Annotated in this window: 16 protein-coding genes and 1 tRNA gene; 8 read left to right on the top strand and 9 right to left on the bottom strand. The window is 57.9% G+C overall.

Translation table 11 applies throughout. The features are described 5' to 3' along the window. Position 1: 1 nt before the first annotated feature. Both VGK23_02095 and VGK23_02090 read right to left on the bottom strand, forming a co-directional pair. Positions 2 to 535: a GNAT family protein gene (locus tag VGK23_02095; GenBank protein HEY3419326.1), complete on the bottom strand. Its 534-nt coding sequence runs from the start codon at positions 533 to 535 to the stop codon at positions 2 to 4. After that, positions 535 to 1071 (bottom strand): GNAT family protein, encoded by a 537-nt coding sequence (locus VGK23_02090; GenBank protein ID HEY3419325.1) that lies wholly within the window; start codon positions 1069 to 1071, stop codon positions 535 to 537. Before VGK23_02090 ends, VGK23_02095 begins: the two co-directional genes overlap by 1 nt. 123 nt (positions 1072 to 1194) lie before the next feature. Here VGK23_02090 and VGK23_02085 point away from each other — a divergent pair, with 123 nt between their 5' ends. Together VGK23_02085 and VGK23_02080 are read left to right on the top strand one after the other, a co-directional pair. Beyond that, positions 1195 to 1836 carry an adenylate kinase gene (locus VGK23_02085; protein HEY3419324.1) on the top strand — a complete coding sequence of 214 codons (642 nt, stop codon included), beginning with the start codon at positions 1195 to 1197 and terminating at the stop codon, positions 1834 to 1836. 52 nt (positions 1837 to 1888) lie between these two features. Then, positions 1889 to 1961 (top strand) — tRNA-Gln (locus VGK23_02080). Positions 1962 to 2014: 53 nt separating this feature from the next. On the opposite strand, the gene VGK23_02075 is transcribed toward VGK23_02080, so the two are convergent. Both VGK23_02075 and VGK23_02070 read right to left on the bottom strand, forming a co-directional pair. Then, on the bottom strand, positions 2015 to 2593 hold the full coding sequence (locus VGK23_02075; protein HEY3419323.1) for a PhoU domain-containing protein: 579 nt from the start codon (positions 2591 to 2593) through the stop codon (positions 2015 to 2017). A 1-nt stretch (position 2594) separates the two neighbouring features. Continuing rightward, the gene (locus tag VGK23_02070; protein ID HEY3419322.1) at positions 2595 to 3236 is read right to left on the bottom strand and encodes a TrkA C-terminal domain-containing protein; all 642 of its coding nucleotides are present in this window, start codon (positions 3234 to 3236) and stop codon (positions 2595 to 2597) included. Between the two features lie 269 nt (positions 3237 to 3505). Between VGK23_02070 and VGK23_02065 the strand changes: the two genes are divergently transcribed. From VGK23_02065 to VGK23_02055, 3 genes are all read left to right on the top strand, one after another. Continuing rightward, entirely contained in the window at positions 3506 to 4750 is a 1245-nt protein-coding gene (locus VGK23_02065) for a magnesium transporter (GenBank protein ID HEY3419321.1), read from the top strand. A gap of 45 nt (positions 4751 to 4795) precedes the next feature. Further along, positions 4796 to 5962: a formate--phosphoribosylaminoimidazolecarboxamide ligase family protein gene (locus tag VGK23_02060; protein ID HEY3419320.1), complete on the top strand. Its 1167-nt coding sequence runs from the start codon at positions 4796 to 4798 to the stop codon at positions 5960 to 5962. 70 nt (positions 5963 to 6032) lie between these two features. Beyond that, entirely contained in the window at positions 6033 to 6770 is a 738-nt protein-coding gene (locus tag VGK23_02055) for a biotin/lipoate A/B protein ligase family protein (GenBank protein ID HEY3419319.1), read from the top strand. Here VGK23_02055 and VGK23_02050 read toward each other — a convergent pair whose 3' ends face one another. Genes VGK23_02050 through prf1 form a run of 3 tightly spaced genes read right to left on the bottom strand, consistent with a single transcriptional unit; the run spans position 6771 to position 10228 of the window. Beyond that, on the bottom strand, positions 6771 to 7262 hold the full coding sequence (locus VGK23_02050; GenBank protein ID HEY3419318.1) for a GNAT family N-acetyltransferase: 492 nt from the start codon (positions 7260 to 7262) through the stop codon (positions 6771 to 6773). It lies immediately after the preceding gene. Continuing rightward, the gene (argS, locus tag VGK23_02045; GenBank protein ID HEY3419317.1) at positions 7263 to 8978 is read right to left on the bottom strand and encodes an arginine--tRNA ligase; all 1716 of its coding nucleotides are present in this window, start codon (positions 8976 to 8978) and stop codon (positions 7263 to 7265) included. Between the two features lie 5 nt (positions 8979 to 8983). Then, positions 8984 to 10228 (bottom strand): peptide chain release factor aRF-1, encoded by a 1245-nt coding sequence (gene prf1, locus VGK23_02040; protein HEY3419316.1) that lies wholly within the window; start codon positions 10226 to 10228, stop codon positions 8984 to 8986. A 65-nt stretch (positions 10229 to 10293) separates the two neighbouring features. On the opposite strand from prf1, the gene pyrH reads away from it, so the two are divergent. Next, positions 10294 to 10977 (top strand): UMP kinase, encoded by a 684-nt coding sequence (gene pyrH / locus VGK23_02035; GenBank protein ID HEY3419315.1) that lies wholly within the window; start codon positions 10294 to 10296, stop codon positions 10975 to 10977. 41 nt (positions 10978 to 11018) lie between these two features. Further along, entirely contained in the window at positions 11019 to 11726 is a 708-nt protein-coding gene (locus VGK23_02030; protein HEY3419314.1) for a zinc ribbon domain-containing protein, read from the top strand. Positions 11727 to 11730: 4 nt separating this feature from the next. Here VGK23_02030 and VGK23_02025 read toward each other — a convergent pair whose 3' ends face one another. After that, the gene (locus tag VGK23_02025) at positions 11731 to 12540 is read right to left on the bottom strand and encodes a D-aminoacyl-tRNA deacylase (GenBank protein ID HEY3419313.1); all 810 of its coding nucleotides are present in this window, start codon (positions 12538 to 12540) and stop codon (positions 11731 to 11733) included. A 133-nt stretch (positions 12541 to 12673) separates the two neighbouring features. Here VGK23_02025 and VGK23_02020 point away from each other — a divergent pair, with 133 nt between their 5' ends. Further along, positions 12674 to 13939, top strand: a complete 1266-nt coding sequence (locus VGK23_02020; protein HEY3419312.1) for a tetratricopeptide repeat protein — start codon at positions 12674 to 12676, stop codon at positions 13937 to 13939. Here the strand turns inward: VGK23_02020 and VGK23_02015 are convergent. After that, a complete protein-coding gene (locus tag VGK23_02015) occupies positions 13932 to 15452 on the bottom strand; it encodes a phenylalanine--tRNA ligase subunit alpha (GenBank protein HEY3419311.1) in 1521 nt (506 codons plus the stop codon). The genes VGK23_02020 and VGK23_02015 overlap by 8 nt on opposite strands. Positions 15453 to 15477 lie beyond the last annotated feature (25 nt).

The following is a 15477-nucleotide window of genomic DNA, read 5'->3' as shown; positions in this document are numbered from 1 at the left end:
ATCAGGGCTTATTCCGCAGCTCGAGCCATTCAGGCTGCAGGACGGACATCAGCACCTCGTCGACATAGGCGCCGTTCTTGTACCGATAGGCACGCATCACCCCTTCGCGACGGAAACCGCATTTCTCATAGGCACGTTGGGCCCGGACGTTGCTCTGATCGCAAATCAGGCATACCCGCATAAGGTTCAACTCATCGAAGCTGAGCCGGAGAAGGGTCCTGACCGCGTCGGTGCCATAGCCTTTGTCCCAGTGCTCCTTTGAGCCAATCATGATGCCGAGCGTCGCCTTCCGGTCCTTCCAGGATATCTTTTCCAGACCGCAGTTGCCGATCACCTCACCTTCCTTGCTCAGGATGGTGAACACCATGGCCTCCCGGTCACGCAGTCCCTCGAACCACGCCTCCTCCTGTTCCATGCCCAGCGGCGGGTCGACCATCAGGTATTGGGTCACCTCCGGGTCGTTGACCCAGCCAAGGAACTTCGGCAAGTTCTCCCGGTCGACCGCCAGGAGCCTTACCTTATCTCCCTCGAGCATCAGTCCACACCTCCGATGCCCCGGACCTTGGAAAGGATAACGGAATCGACATAGGCCCCGTGGCGGAAATGGTCATGCCGGAGCCTGCCTTCCGTTTCGAAACCGGAGGCGAGGTAGAGCCGGATCAACCTGTCGTTGTAAGCCGGAACCCTTACCTCCAACCGATGCAGGTTCATGTTCCTGAAAGCGACGCTGGCGACCAATCCTAGGGACTCGAGAAAGAAACCATCGGTGAAAAGGTCCGGCTCTCCGATCACCAGGAAGACCTTTGCCGATGCGTTCTTAAGGTCTATGCGGGTCAGTTCGGCCAGGCCAGCCGGGACATCGAGGTCCAGGTCCTGCACGATGAAAGGGCGGACGGTCCGCTTTCCGATCTTGTCCTGGGTCAGCTCCATCTCCTCTTCCAGGGAGACGGAAGGCCGAGGTTCCCTGATTCCGAGATCGTCAGTCACTTTGGGATCGTTGAACCATTTGAACAGGATCCAGGCATCGTCGGACTGGAGCGGCCGGATACCGACGTGTTTCCCCTTGATCATGTGTGAGTGACCATCAAGAAATCATAAATAGCTATGGGAAACTGGGATAGCGGCATCCCAACATCTGGCAGGCAGTGTCAAGCTTTCGCATGATTTATTTATTTGAAGTCCGTTCCTACGCCCATGGACCTCAAGATCGTTCTCCTTGGACCGCCGGGCTCTGGAAAGGGCACCCAGACCGAGAGGCTGTGCGCCGAGCTCAAGTTCACAAAGATCTCCACCGGCGACCTGCTGAGGGAAGCGGTCAAGCTCGGAACCCCGTTGGGGGTCAAAGCGAAGTCCTTCATGGAATCCGGCGGATTGGTGCCGGACCAGCTGGTCGGGGACCTGATCAAGGAGAAGCTCACCGGACTGCAGGGAGGCGTCATCCTGGACGGATTCCCGAGGACCGTCGAGCAGGCCAAGATGCTGGACCAGATCATAACCGTGGACATGGCCATAGACCTTGAGGTGGATGAGGAGCTGCTCGTCAAGAGGCTCACCGAAAGGCGCGTCTGCAAGTCATGCAACTCGGTCTTCCACCTGGAGTTCAACCCGCCAAAGGTCGCGGGCAAGTGCGACAAGTGCGGTTCTGAACTTATCCAGAGGAACGACGACTCGGAAAAGGTCGTCAGGGAGAGGCTCCGCGTATACAAAGAAAAGACCCTGCCCCTCACCAGATACTACTATGACAAACAGATCTTGGTGCGTATCGACGGACAAGGAGAGATCGGCGACGTTTACGCGCGCATCCTGAAGGCCTTGAGGTCCCATAAGACGAAATAGTCTGAACGGGAGCAAAAGGTTAAAGACCAAGAACTTTTTACCCACATTTCATAGCCCCGTAGTGTAGCGGTCAATCATGCCGCCCTCTGGAGGCAGCGACGGCAGTTCGAATCTGCCCGGGGCTACTTCATCTCCATCAAGAATAGTCGTTCATTCTGTTGTTCTCATGATCTTCTGATCAAATCGGTTCTATGTGGGCCTCTCCTGCCGCTATCTCCCTGAAGCAGGATTCCCCGTCCTGAGGGCCCCGCACGAAGAGGAGGTCCCCCGCGGACACCCGGGTGGACTTGTCCGGGCCGTAGATGTACTTGCGCCCTCTCTTGATCGCCACCACCCACATGCCGCACTGGTTGGCCAGCTTGGTGTCTCCCAAGGTGGAGCCGGCCAGGTCGGAGTTCTCCAATACGATGGCGCTGCTGATGATGGACTCGCTCTCCTGCAAGGAAAGCGCTATGACCGGATGAGGCTCCACATCGTGCAATACCACGTCGGCGATCTGCCGGGCGGCATCGGATATCTCCTCCACCGACTGTGCCAGCCTGATCACCGCATAGGCCTTGTCCGGATCGGAGTCCTTGACCGCCCTTTCGATGGCCTTCTTTTGGATCTCCATTGCCAGTTCATCGAGCGCCTCCTCCATCTCGAAGACCTCTTCGGCGATGTCGCGGTTGTTGTAGAGCAGGGAAGAGTATGCCAGGTCTATCATCAGCTCAGAGGTGTCCTTGAGCTCCAACAGCATTTCGTCGATCTCGTCCATTTCACTCATCCTCCTCGACCGGATAGACCGGCCATTTCGCTTCACCGGAAACGTGCTTGCGCAGCACCTCCGAACCACTTTCGGTTCCCCTCACTATGATGACATCGCCTGCCTTGAGAACGGTATCTTCTTCGGGATCGTATATCCAGCGTTTCCCGCGCTTGATCGCTATGACCCTCATCCCGGTCTCTGATTCGATGCTCAGGTCAGCGATGCTCCGGGAGACCATGTCCGAGCTATCCGATATGGTGAGCCTGCGGATCTTCTCTTCCGCCTCTCTAAGTACAAAGGAAAGGAACGGTTTCTTGGTCGGATCTACTCCGGACAGCGTGACTATGTCCCCCGCAGCATTCGATATAGATTCGGAGGCGGCGGCCACCTGTAACAACCCCGCGATCTTCACCGCGTCGTTGTATGTCCTCGCCGATAGCATCGCCTTGATCCGGATCTCATAGTTTAGGGTGTGCATCCTTTCCTCGAGATGCGCGACCTCTTCGGCGATCTCTTCCGAATCGAACATGATGGCGGCATATGCCAGATCTACCATCACCTCGGAGATGTCCTTCATCTCGGTGAGGAGCTCACGGACGGTGGTATGGGATATCTCTGTCCGGTCAGGTGTGTGCTCATGATGTTCGGTCATAAGGTGCACACCTCATGTACTCCGTGAATGGTATTTCTTCTATCGTTCACGAGGAGGATGCCGCTGAAACAGCCCAAACACATTGAATTTGATCCCGACCCTTCCGCCCCAGGTCATGGCTAGAGAATCTCTACCTGCCCTGAAAAGCGGACTACCATCAATCCTATTCAGCGATATTTATCTATTGCCCATGCCGAAGTGAGAAAACCATATCACTGGACTCCACCCTTCGAACATCAAATATAGGATGAGTATGCTCATGCAGGGAGATGAATGGGGTGGCATCGGGGGGAAGAATACGCAGTTTCTTCGGACGCAACCGAAGTGTGTTCACCCTCGGATTCATCGGGCTGGTCATCTCATCCATCGGAGACCTGGCGGCTGGAGCGACATTGGGTTTCATGACCGAAACCTTGGCACTGCTCCCCGGTCTGATGATCCTGATCCCACCCGCAATCGGCATGAGGGGTAACATCTTTGGCGCCTTGGGCAGCAGGTTGGGTACCGCCATGCATGTCGGCACGTTCGAACTGTCGATGAAGAGGGGAAGCATGCTGCGCCAGAACCTGAGCGCTTCCCTTCTCCTGACGGTTGTCATGTCCTTGGTGATGGGAGTGATGGCCAAGTCGATCTCTGTTGCTCTAGGAGTAACCAGCATCTCGATCGAGGGATTCGTTTTCATCTCGGTCCTCGGAGGCGCACTGGCCGGCGTGGTCATTGTGCTCATCAACATTCTTGTCGCGTCGATAGGCTATAGACGAGGATGGGACATCGACAATATCTCGGCTCCGATCATCACCGCGGCCGGGGACATAGTCACATTGCCCATGCTGTTCATCGCGGCGCTGATCGTGACCGGAGATTTCGGCTCCTTTCTCTCTTCAAACACGCTGACCTTTTCTCTGATATTCCTGGTGCTGACCGTTTACTTGTCATATCGGGCCTTTATGATGAAGAAGAGCGAGACGAAACGGATCATAATGCAGAGCGTGCCGGTTCTCCTCATATGCATCGTCTTGGACATCGCTGCTGGTCTTACCATCGACAATCAGATAACGGGATTGGTGACATTGCCGGCGTTGCTCATACTCATCCCGCCGTTCTTGGAGGATGCCAACGCGCTGGGAGGGATACTCACCTCCAGGCTCTCCTCGATGCTGCACATGGGTACGATCGAGCCGACGAGGACACCAGGCCGGACTTCCTGGGAGAACTTCGCCATCATCTACATTTTCTCCATATGGGTCTTCACACTGGTAGGAGTGACCTCTCATTTCGTTGCCGAGATCCTCGGGATGGGCTCGCCCGGTCTGCTGGAGATGGTCCTGTTGTCGCTCGCGGCGGGCCTCATAACGGTAACAGTGCTGAACTTCATCTCCTATTATGTGGCCATCTACACCTACCGGTTTGCTCTTGACCCGGACGACCACAGCATCCCCCTGACATCCTCCGCCATCGATGCGGTCGGGGCGATCTCCCTGATGGTGATGATCATCCTGTTGAACCTAGCCTGAGCAGCGACAAGTTTTAATTCCATTCAGCATACCCGTTTGACGGAAGTGACCGATTTGATAGACCGGCAGCAAGTCCTCGGCAAACTGGAATCCTACGACCTCAAGAACGCCAAGATCGGCGTCCTGGCATCCCACTCTGCATTGGACGTGTGCGATGGAGCGGTGGAGGAAGGGTTCCGCACGCTGGCGGTATGTGAGGAAGGAAGGGACCAGACCTATACCAAGTACTTCAAGGCCTACCGTAACCGGGATGGGACCGTCCGCCGGGGCATGGTGGATGAAGTCATCATGGTGAAGAAATTCAAGGATACCATATCGAAGGCGGTCATGGACCAGCTTGTCGCCAATAACGCCCTGTTCGTGCCGAACCGGTCATTCACCTCATACTGCAGCCTGGACGCGGTGGAGAACGATTTCGCGGTGCCCATGGTCGGTTCCAGGAACCTATTACGGAGCGAGGACCGGGGCGGCCCCCAGGATTACTATTGGCTCTTGAACGAGGCGGGCATGCCTTCGCCGAAGAAGGTGTCCAAACCGGAGGACATCAACGCCCTCACGATCGTCAAGCTGCATCACGCCAAGAAGAAGCTGGAGCGAGGATTCTTCACCGCCTCGTCGTATGACGAATACCGTTCCAAGGCGGACAAACTGATCGCCCAGGGGGTCATCGAGGAAGAGAACCTTGCCGGGGCGCGCATGGAGGAGTACATAATCGGTCCGGTCTTCAACCTGGATTTCTTCTACTCCCCGCTGGAGGAGGAGGGCTCAAAGATCGAACTGATAGGCGTCGATTGGCGTTTCGAGAGCTCACTGGACGGCCATGTCCGGCTGCCGGCGGCCCAGCAGCTGGCGCTCAATGACAAACAGAGCATACCGGAATACACCGTCTGCGGCCACAACTCCGCCACCCTGAGGGAATCGCTCCTGGAGAACGCGTTCGACCTGGCGGAGAAATACGTCAAGGCCTGCAAGGAGCACTTCAAGCCCGGGATCATCGGTCCGTTCTGCCTCCAGACCTGCGTCGACAAGGACCTCAAATTCTATATCTATGACGTTGCCCCAAGGATCGGCGGAGGGACCAACGTGCACATGGCGGTCGGTCATGCCTACGGCAACTCGATGTGGCGCACCAACATGTCCACCGGAAGGAGGCTGGCCATGGAAGTAAGGCACGCGATCGAACAGGAACGGGTGGATGAGATAGTCACCTGAGCCCGAACCAAGGAACGAACATTAAGGCGCTGGGCAAATCTTTTATCTATCATCCTACGGTCTGTCGAGCGTGGAATGGCGCGCCGTCGACCTGGGAACAATGAGTCCCGCCCTCACCGCAGCAACGGACGAGGCGATCCTTACATTCCGTTCCGGCGGGCATGTCGGGAACACCCTCAGCTTCTATTCGCGTGACCGCCCCACCGTTTCACTGGGATATTTTGAGAAGGCGGCAGAGTGCATAGACCTCGATCTATGCCGGGAGTTGGGCATCGAGGTCGTCAGACGCCTGTCCGGAGGGAGCGCGATCTTCACCGATCCCGGCCAGATAATATACACAGCGACCGTCGGGGCAGATTTGATACCGGAAAATCCGAAGGAGTCCTATCCGCTTATCTGCGGAGGCGTGGTCAACGCCCTCCAAAGCCTGGGCATCGAGGCCGAACATAAACCGCTCAACGACGTCGTGGTGAAAGGCCGGAAGATCTCAGGCAGCGCCCAGACCAGAAAGGCAGGCGTAGTGCTCCAGCACGGTACGGTCATAGTGGATTCGGACCTGGACCTGATGATGCGCGTCATCCGTCAGAGACCGGGCAAGCCGCGCAGCGTCGATGGGATGACCTCGGTCACGAAGGAGCTAGGCCGTAAGGTCGACATCGGTGAGGTGAAGGTGGCGCTCGTCACCGGGTTCGAAAAGGCGTTCGGTGCAAAGATCGCACCTGGAGCGCTGTCATGCGACGAACGGGAACTTGCCAAGAGGCTCTCTGAAGAGAAATACGGGAAAGAGGTTTTCACCTTCCAGCGGTGATCATTCGAACGATTCGAGGTCCAGGAACGCAAGCTTCCTGCCATCGATGAAGAAGCCTACCTTCTTGTGCAGCAATATTGCGCTCTGGCTATCCTGTAGGATGACGCTTTGGACGGCCTTGGCCCCCTTCTTCTTGCCATCCCCGGAGACCTTCCGCAGGAGCTTGTAGCCGATGCCCTTCCGCCTCTGCATGGGATGTACCATCAAGCTCTCGATCCAGACCACCTTCTCCACGTTGAAGACGTGCTGTACCATCTGGGCGAAGACGAAGCCGACGATCTGCTTGTCCTCGATGGCGACGTAGCTCAGGCCGGCGTCCTTGTAATAGTCGAAGGAACCCTTGGCGGACGCACCGAGCTGGTCTATGAGCTCCTGCGGGAGGGTGTCCCAGTTCTTCTTAAGAGCTGATTCAAGGTACTCTCTGACGCAGAACAACTCCAGCGCCCTCACGTGCCCTCTGTCCTCTTCTTTCAGTGCCCTGATCTCCACCATTTACATCTCCTCCGGCGCTACGAGGCCCAGGTTGACGAGCGTGTTCTTTAGCACCCACATCGAGCATTCCACCAGGCACAGCCTGGCATCCTGGAGCTCTCCGGACTTGAGCACCGGAACAGCGCCATAGAACTGATTGAACGCCGCCGCGACCTCATGTCCATACGCGGGTAGCAGATGGACTCGCCTTTTCTCCCCTGCCTCCCTGACAACCGAGGGGTATAACGATAATACACGGATAAGCTTTCTCTCATATGGGTCGATGAGCTTTCTCGGGTCCGCCTCCCGGTCGTAGGACTCCACCTTGCGCAGGATGCTGCACGCCCTCGCGTGGGCATACTGAACGAACGGGGCGCTGTTCCCCTCGAAGTTGAGCGCCTCCTCCCACTTGAAGACCAGTTGCTTCTCCGCCTGCACCCTCAGGATGTTGTAGCGTATCGCGCCGGTCCCGATGTCCTTGGCGATCTGCCTCATCTTCTCCTCGGAGAGGTCCCGGCGTCTTACCTTCACTTCCTCGTACGCCCGGTCGACCGCTTCGTCTATGAGGTCGTCCAGATAGACGACCACCCCTTTCCTGGTGGACATGCGTCCCTCGGGCAGCGACACGAACGAGTAGAACACGCATTCCGGAACGCAGGTCCTCCCCAATATCTTGAGCGCCGCCGCCAGCTGCTGCTGGCCCAGCTTCTGGTCCTCGCCCAGCACGTTGATGAGCACGTCCGCCCTGGTGAACTTGTTCAGGTGATAGGCGATGTCCCTGGTGGTGTACAGCGTGGTCCCGTCCGCCCGGGTGAAGAAGAACTTGGTGCTCTTGCCGTGGATGCCGAACGTCTCCAGGTCAAGATAGTAGGCACCGTTCTCCTCCCTGCAGAAGGAGGTCTTCTTGAGCAGCTCGACCACCTCCTTGGCGCTGCCGTCCAGGATGAACTGTGATTCCCAGGCATAGTTGTCGATCTCCACGCCGACCAGTGACAGCGAGGAGCGGATCCCGTTGAGCATCCTCTCGGTGGTGTCGCGCACCTGCTTGATGACCAGCTGATCGCCCAGCTCGAACCGCCTGAGCATCCCGGAGATCTGCTCCTGCACGTCCGCCTCGGCCTCCATCCTCTGGTTGGCCTTCTGGTAATAACCAACCAGACGGTGGTCGTCCTTGTTCCTTTCGGATTCCGGGACCTCGGCATCGGGCACGTTGTGCACGCCCCATGTCAAAAGGACCACCTGTTTGCCCACGTCGTTCACCAGATACTCGGTGGTCACATCATAACCGCAGGTCCTCAGGCAGCGGGCCAGTGTGTCACCGATGAGCGGGTTGCGGGCACGTCCCACGTGCAACGGCCCGGTCGGGTTGACCGATGTGTGCTCGAGCAGGACCCTGGCATCCTTGGACGAGCCCATTCCATAATGGGTCTTCGTCGAGATGATCCCCCTGACCGTTGTCAGGGCCAGGAACTCCTCGTTGATCTTGAAGTTGAGATATCCCCGGTCAGCCCACGCCTTTGAGATGGTGGGCATCGGGGGCAGTTTCGATACGATCTCGTTCGCGATATCCACGGGATTCCTGCGCATGGCCTTGGCCATCGGGAAGCAGGGGATGGCCAGATCGGCCTTCTCCGGGTCCGGCACCTCCACTTCGAACTGGACCTTTGCACCGATCGCGTCGAGGACCGAATCGACCGCCCACGTTACCTCTTCTCTGAACTGACCCATCGCATCCATCGAGATCACCCGGTCGAGTAACGCAGCAGGGCGGCGATCCCGCCGAACGCCTTCAGCAGCATTTCCCCTTCCTCAGAGTCGGCGGAGATAAGCTCCACCTTGGTTCCCATCGCCTCCGCCTGTTCGAACAGGTCATCCACAATGTCCACGTTCTTGGCCACGTTGGCGTTGGCATTGCATTTGGGGCACGGAACGATGCTGGGGACCTCGGAGACCGTGATCTCTGACGTGGTGCCGCAGGACGGGCACTCGAGCGTCAGCCGGCGCTTCCTGATGCCTTCCGAAAGGAGAAGCACCTCGACCGCGCCGATCTTGATCGCCGCACGCACCTGGTCCTCACCATACGTCGCCAGCGAACCTTCGTTCTTCCGGATCTCCTCGAGAAGCCGGAGTATCAGCCGCTTCTCGCGCATCAGGTCCATGTCCTGCAGGCGGTCCTTGGCCTTGTCCACCAGTTCCTTGAGCCCGTACTCGTCGGTATAGCCAATGTCGAATGTATCGACCACCCTCTTCTGCAGCTCGTGGTGCAGATAGCCTTCGGTGGCGAAGTAATCCTTCGTGGGGCCGGGGCCTCCGATGAGGATGCCTTGGAGGCCTTCCAGGTTGTAGAACGACTCGGTGGCGATGTCCGCCACCTTCTTGTAGAACTCGTTGGCGGAGATCTCGATCAGACGCTCGAACCTTTGCGCCGACTGACCTCCCATTCGGTGCTTGGACGGGACCAGCGAAGCAAAGTTACGGATGACCGTGATCTTCTTGCCTCGCAGCAGCCCCAATGTCGCCTCGCTCCGGTCGATGACGATCAAACCGTAGACCTTCTTCTCCAGAAGCATGTCGGAGAGAGGCTCGAGATAGAAGTCGGAGTCGCATCGGTAAAGGAACGTGGTAATGGGCTCTGGCGGCTCCAGGACATACTGCACCATCCTGGTCTGGTCGCCGCTGGCGGCGATCTCGCCGACGAAGAAGATGACCCCGTTCGCCGGCGGGGCCTTGAAGTACTTGAGCCTCGCCAGAATGGATTGGATGGCTCCCTGGACGTTCTTCCTGGTCCCCTGGGACTTGATGTTCGATGACTGTGAGAACTCCTCTCGCAGGTATGCGGCTACGTCGGATATCTGCTTGTTCGGCGGAACGTAAACAGAGATCAGCTCGGTGCCCCTTCCCTTGAGGGTCCTTATCTCTTCCAACGCCCTTTTGAAGTCATACTTCTGGCGATCGGAGAGCTGCTCCCCTTGAATATCGACTTGCATTTCTATGACAACCTATGGTTTTTTCTAGCAGTAACAATTACCCACATAAAGCTGTTGGTGCCCACATGGATACTGTCGTTGTTTCGTTGGGCGGCTCTGTTCTGATCCCCGATGAGGAGGATGCCGATCACCTGTCCAACCTTTCCAGCTTATTGAAGGATATGTCATCCGAGTACCGTTTGTTCCTGGTCTGCGGTGGGGGAAAGGTGGCCCGCTATTACATCACCACCGGCCGTGACATCGGAGCCAGCGAGAAAGAGCTGGACGAGCTCGGCATCATGACCACCCGGATAAACGCCAAACTGGTCTCGCTGTCGCTGGGGGAACAGGCGATCGATACCGTACCGGTAACGATCAAAGATGCGGAGAAGGCTTCGGAGAAGGGCAAGATAGTGGTAATGGGCGGAACGGTCCCGGGCCACACGACCGATGCCGTGAGCGCGATGCTGGCAGAGAGGGTCGGAGCGGCAAGGATCGTCAACGGCACATCGGTCGACGCGGCGTTCACCGCCGACCCGAAAAAGGTCAAGGATGCGAAACGTCTGCACACCATCACCCACGCGGAACTGAACCAGCTGGTCAGCCATGGGATGCATCGTGCCGGACCCTCGCACGTCTTCGATCCGCTGGGCGCTTCCATCGCCGCCCGGAAGAACATACCGATCTACATCATCAACGGCCGGAACATGGACGAGATGAGGGCGGCCGTCCAGGGCAAGAAGATCAAGGGAACGCTCGTCAGTGATTAGTGGCATAACATTATTGGCCTGGATGCATATGCATCCCTGATATGAAGCTAGGTGGGGGCTCCGATTCCAAGGGGAGGAAGCTTGAGAAGAGGATCGAGAAGGCCAAGCGTCCGCACTCGACCTACCAGGACGCCCTGTTGGTGGGCGTCGCCTTCTGCATTTTCGCCGGTGCGCTGTTCGCCCTCTCGGCAGCGGTCAGCTGGGCCGACATCAAGATGTCCGGCTCAACCGTCGATCACCGATACTTCGTGGACCTGGTCCAGCTCTCGGGCAACTTCGGTCTGCTATGGATCCTGCCGTTCGGCGGCATCGCTCTGGCGGTATCCTCGGTAGCCCAGCTCTCCCGCATCATCGTGGAAGGCAGATGGAAACGGGAGGTCGCGGCGGTCACGCTGGCGCTGGCGCTCACAACCTCGGTGATCTCCATCATATCGGTCTTCTGGCTCCAGGACCTGATCATAAGGCCGGCCGGGAACGACGGGACGTATGGACCGGGAGTGTTCCTCTGCGTCTTCGGGGCGGTGCTGGCCATCGCCGGTTCACTGACGCTCTTCGCCGACGTCATGAGGGATGAGGAAAAGGCCGAACTCCCGGAACGGTGGGCCAAAAGCAGGGAGTCGAAAGAAGAGAAAGAGTACGTCCTGCCCCCGGAAAGATCGAAGGGCAAGGGGATGAAATGCCCCAAGTGCGGCGCCCAGGTCAAATCCAATTGGGATGAGTGCCCGATCTGCGGGGCAGAACTGGACTGATGCGTCAGAGGTCTTCCAGGTCGGCGCTTTCGACCACCTTCAGACCGCAGGACTCGGCGATCTCCTTGATGTGGTTGGCCTTCGCCTTGGGCATGGATTTCTTGTGGATGTAGGCCAAAGTCGCCGAACTGGCATTGGCAGCGGCCACGACCGTTTCTTTGAACTTCTCTTCGGTCATGCCCTCCATGGCGTAGTTCGGGAACAGATGGCCGAACGATATCTTCTTCGACAACGCGATCTCGGTGAACCTGGGGGCGTAATGACCGCCGCCGATCCCGATCGCGATCGGATGTTCCTGCACGTCAACCTCCAACAGCGTCTTGGCAATGACCTGGGCGGCGCGTTGGTTCTCCCAATTGGTCTTGTCGCTGCCGATCTCGATGAAAAGGGTCGGCTTCTTCAGCATGGGACCGTGATGAGTGGTCTCGAAAGAGACCTGGAAAGGCAGGTCAACAGCGTTGACCTTTAGGCCGCGCAGAAGCGATGTCATAAGGCGCGGGGCGGAGCGGACCAAAGTGCCCTTCTTGCCACCGAACTCGGCATTGCCGTAGTTGCCTATCGGATGAACCGTGAGCGTGGGTATCTTGGACTCAGAACGGTGCTTGGACAGGAAAACGACCTCGTCGACCTTGACGCCCAGCCTGTCGGTGAAGTGCTGGTCTATGTCGTCCGCGAAGAGATGTTTGTCCCTGATGGTGATCATCGCGGTATCGCCTATGCACTTGACGAGGCTTCCCTCATACTCTCCCCTGACCTCGAAATCACCTTTCTCGAGCAGCCTGTCCCTTATGTTTACGCTTGCAACGTCTTCCAAGCTGCACACAAAAAGCCTCATGAGGAGACCTCAAACGTTCCACTGAGAATAATCTTTCTTCTTAGCGAGAGGTTAGTCTGATTGTAATAATCAGCAACATAGTCTGAAATAGCATTTTTGGAATCCGATTAACATGCCGAGCCCTGTCACCATCGGCGAGAGGATAATCCTCCATCTTGCTCAGTACTCAAAATTCAAGGACGACTTCGATGCGCCCGTAGACGTAAGCCAGGACGGCATCGCCGAAGCCCTGCGCATCTCGAGGGCGCACGCCGCCATCGAACTGAAGAAACTGAAGGAATCGGCCCTCGTGGACGAAAGGATAGCCCACATCCGCCGGGGCAGCACCAAGAGGAAGGTATACTATCTCAACAAGCCCGGCGAGGACAAGGCGAACAGCCTGAGAGCCTATGCAGACAGGGAGGGCATACAGATCAAGCCCCTTCTGGACCTGAAAAAGTGCCAAGGCCCCGAACTATGGGAGTCCCTGGACCCCAGCTTCCGTCCATTGCTTGCCCAGGCCTGCGTGTTCAGAGCGCCTTTCAAACGATCGGCCCTGCCCACGATCACCATATCCTTATTGCCAGAGGATAAGAGCGGCATGGTGGACATCCCGGAAGCGCTTCGGAACTCGATACCCGGATTGGCTTCGAGACCGGAGCTTAGGCAATACCACAGCTTTGCCGCCGACTATTGGCTGAAGGAAGGTAACAACCGGGAAAGGCTTTATCACTTGGTCCATTCCGGCCGGGTCAAGGAAGCGGAAATGATGGTGGCCTCGAAGGGACCGGAATTGCTGGCCAACCCGGATAAGGACCTGTACGATCTGCTTTCCGCCATAACGGCTCCGGCGGAACGGTACGCCTCCCGGGTCTATTTCGCCCAGGGTGAGGCGGCGCGTGGGTCGTTGCAGTTCGACAAGGCGCTGGCCTCGGCGGATAGACTCATGAGCATGACGAACGAGGCCGACAGAAGGGTGGGCATGTGCCTCAAGGCCCGGACGCTCATGGACCGAGGTGACCTGGAGGAGAGCATAGCCTCATACCTGTCGGCAAGGTCGATCGCTCCTCTGACGGACACGCAACTGGAATGCGATTACGCCGAGGCGCTGACCAGGCTGAGGAGGTTCGAGGAGGCCCGGCAGTGTCTGGAGAAGATGATGGCCAGCGGCCTCAAGGGAATGGACCCGGAGAGCCTGGAACTGGTATATTACCAACTGGGAAGCGTTCTGTTCCGATCGGGAAACGGCCACGAGGCGATCCGCTACCTGAGCAAGGCGTTGGGATTGGCCAGACCGGGGGACAAGAGCCGCATCTACCGGTGCATGTCCGAGGCATACCTGTCCATCGGGATGGAAGAGAAGTCCGTCGAGTATGGCAAGAAGGCCAGGCTCAAATGATCGGGCTCTGCCTCAGCGTGTCCATGTCAGTAGCGTACAGTTCCCTGATATCCTTCAGACCATAGCGCAGCATCGCCAAACGCTCGAATCCCAAACCCCAGGCCAGAACGGGGTGGTGTATGCCGAGAGGGGCGGTGACCTCAGGGCGGAAGACCCCGGCCCCGCCGAGCTCCATCCAGGTCCCGTTATAGTAGATGTCGACCTCGAGCGACGGCTCTGTGTACGGGAACGGCCCCGGTCGGACACGGACGGTATCGAATCCCATCCGGTGATAGAAATCCTTCAGCACGGCCACCAGCATGTCGAAGCTGGCATCCTCCTCCATGATGATGCCTTCGATCTGCACGAACTCGGGCAGATGGGTCATGTCGATCGATTCGTTGCGGAATATGCGGCTGATCGAGAACAGCTTGGCCGGCGGTTCCGGATGCTTTGCCAGGTACCGGACCGAGTTGACGGTGGTGTGCGTCCTCAGCAGTGCCCTCTCCGCCTCGTTCCGGGACCACTTGTAGCGCCATCCGAGAGAACCGGTGTCCCCGCCGTTCTCATGCATCTGCTTGACCTTCTCGACCACCATCTCCTCGTCCAGGTCCAGCCTGGCCGGGTTCTTCAGGTAGAAAGTGTCCTGCAGGTCGCGGGCCGGGTGGTCCTGCGGCGTGAACAGCGCGTCCATGTTCCAGAAGGCCGGCTGAACGTACTCATCATCGATCTCGGTGAAGCCCATCTCGATGAAGATCCGGCGCACCTCGTCGGCAATGCGCGTCAGCGGGTGCTTCTTGGCCGGGTAGACGGCCGAGGCGAACGTGCGTATGTCGTACTTCCGGAACTGGACCTCCCTCCATTTGCCAGACTGGATCATCTCCGGGGTGAGCTGGGCGACCTCCTGGGTGAGCTCGATCCCCAGCGAAATGACCTCCCTGCCCGCTTCTGCCATGATCAGCTCCCGGGAGATGATCAGCTTTTCAGAGATGATGTCCTGGCGGGACTTGAGCTGGGCGATGATGTTCTTGTCCGCCTCATCTTCGAAGAGGTCCCGTTCCACTAGTATCTTCAGGAAGGTCTCGTCAGCCATATCGCCGTTGACGTGCTTCCTTCCCTGCTCCGTCAATGTGATGGTCGGCTGGCCCGACGACTTGTCGATGTTGGCCAGGCCCTTTCGTTTCAGCCATCCCACCGCCAGTGAGGAAACCTCAGGCGTTATGTTGGCCTCCAGCTCCTTCAAGGAGGCGGACCCGTTCACCGTGGCTAGATAGTTCAGCGCGCGGCGTTCCGGCAGTCCGACGGCGTTGATGTCCTTCGCCTTCAGCGAATAGCATTTCCTGGCGCTCTCCTTGACCGTCACCAGACCCTTGGCCTGGAGCCAGGACGAGGCGTTCATGACCTCTACCAGCTGCTCGAACTGACCGGCCTCGAAGATCCTTTCCGGCGACGCATTGCCGTTCAGCTGGTTCAGCGTGAGCAGCACCCGCTTCTCCTGGTAGCTCAGGCCTTCGAGGATCTCCTTGGCGTTCATATGCGAGAGGAAAAAACTCCTCTCT

Source organism: Methanomassiliicoccales archaeon (assembly GCA_036504055.1).
Lineage (GTDB): Archaea > Thermoplasmatota > Thermoplasmata > Methanomassiliicoccales > UBA472 > DASXVU01.
The sequence above is the reverse complement of the archived record's forward strand: the minus strand, read 5'-3'. Positions and strand labels throughout refer to the sequence as shown.

What these genes read in the sequence shown, in the direction of transcription:
- VGK23_02030 (HEY3419314.1), top strand. Translation starts at nt 11,019, where the DNA reads ATGAAGCTAGGTGGGGGCTCCGATTCCAAGGGGAGGAAGCTTGAGAAG.
- VGK23_02065 (HEY3419321.1), top strand. Translation starts at nt 3,506, where the DNA reads ATGAATGGGGTGGCATCGGGGGGAAGAATACGCAGTTTCTTCGGACGC.
- VGK23_02085 (HEY3419324.1), top strand. Translation starts at nt 1,195, where the DNA reads ATGGACCTCAAGATCGTTCTCCTTGGACCGCCGGGCTCTGGAAAGGGC.
- VGK23_02090 (HEY3419325.1), bottom strand. Translation starts at nt 1,071, where the DNA reads ATGATCAAGGGGAAACACGTCGGTATCCGGCCGCTCCAGTCCGACGAT.
- pyrH (HEY3419315.1), top strand. Translation starts at nt 10,294, where the DNA reads ATGGATACTGTCGTTGTTTCGTTGGGCGGCTCTGTTCTGATCCCCGAT.
- prf1 (HEY3419316.1), bottom strand. Translation starts at nt 10,228, where the DNA reads ATGCAAGTCGATATTCAAGGGGAGCAGCTCTCCGATCGCCAGAAGTAT.
- VGK23_02070 (HEY3419322.1), bottom strand. Translation starts at nt 3,236, where the DNA reads ATGACCGAACATCATGAGCACACACCTGACCGGACAGAGATATCCCAT.
- VGK23_02015 (HEY3419311.1), bottom strand. Translation starts at nt 15,452, where the DNA reads ATGAACGCCAAGGAGATCCTCGAAGGCCTGAGCTACCAGGAGAAGCGG.
- argS (HEY3419317.1), bottom strand. Translation starts at nt 8,978, where the DNA reads ATGGATGCGATGGGTCAGTTCAGAGAAGAGGTAACGTGGGCGGTCGAT.
- VGK23_02095 (HEY3419326.1), bottom strand. Translation starts at nt 535, where the DNA reads ATGCTCGAGGGAGATAAGGTAAGGCTCCTGGCGGTCGACCGGGAGAAC.
- VGK23_02020 (HEY3419312.1), top strand. Translation starts at nt 12,674, where the DNA reads ATGCCGAGCCCTGTCACCATCGGCGAGAGGATAATCCTCCATCTTGCT.
- VGK23_02075 (HEY3419323.1), bottom strand. Translation starts at nt 2,593, where the DNA reads ATGGACGAGATCGACGAAATGCTGTTGGAGCTCAAGGACACCTCTGAG.
- VGK23_02050 (HEY3419318.1), bottom strand. Translation starts at nt 7,262, where the DNA reads ATGGTGGAGATCAGGGCACTGAAAGAAGAGGACAGAGGGCACGTGAGG.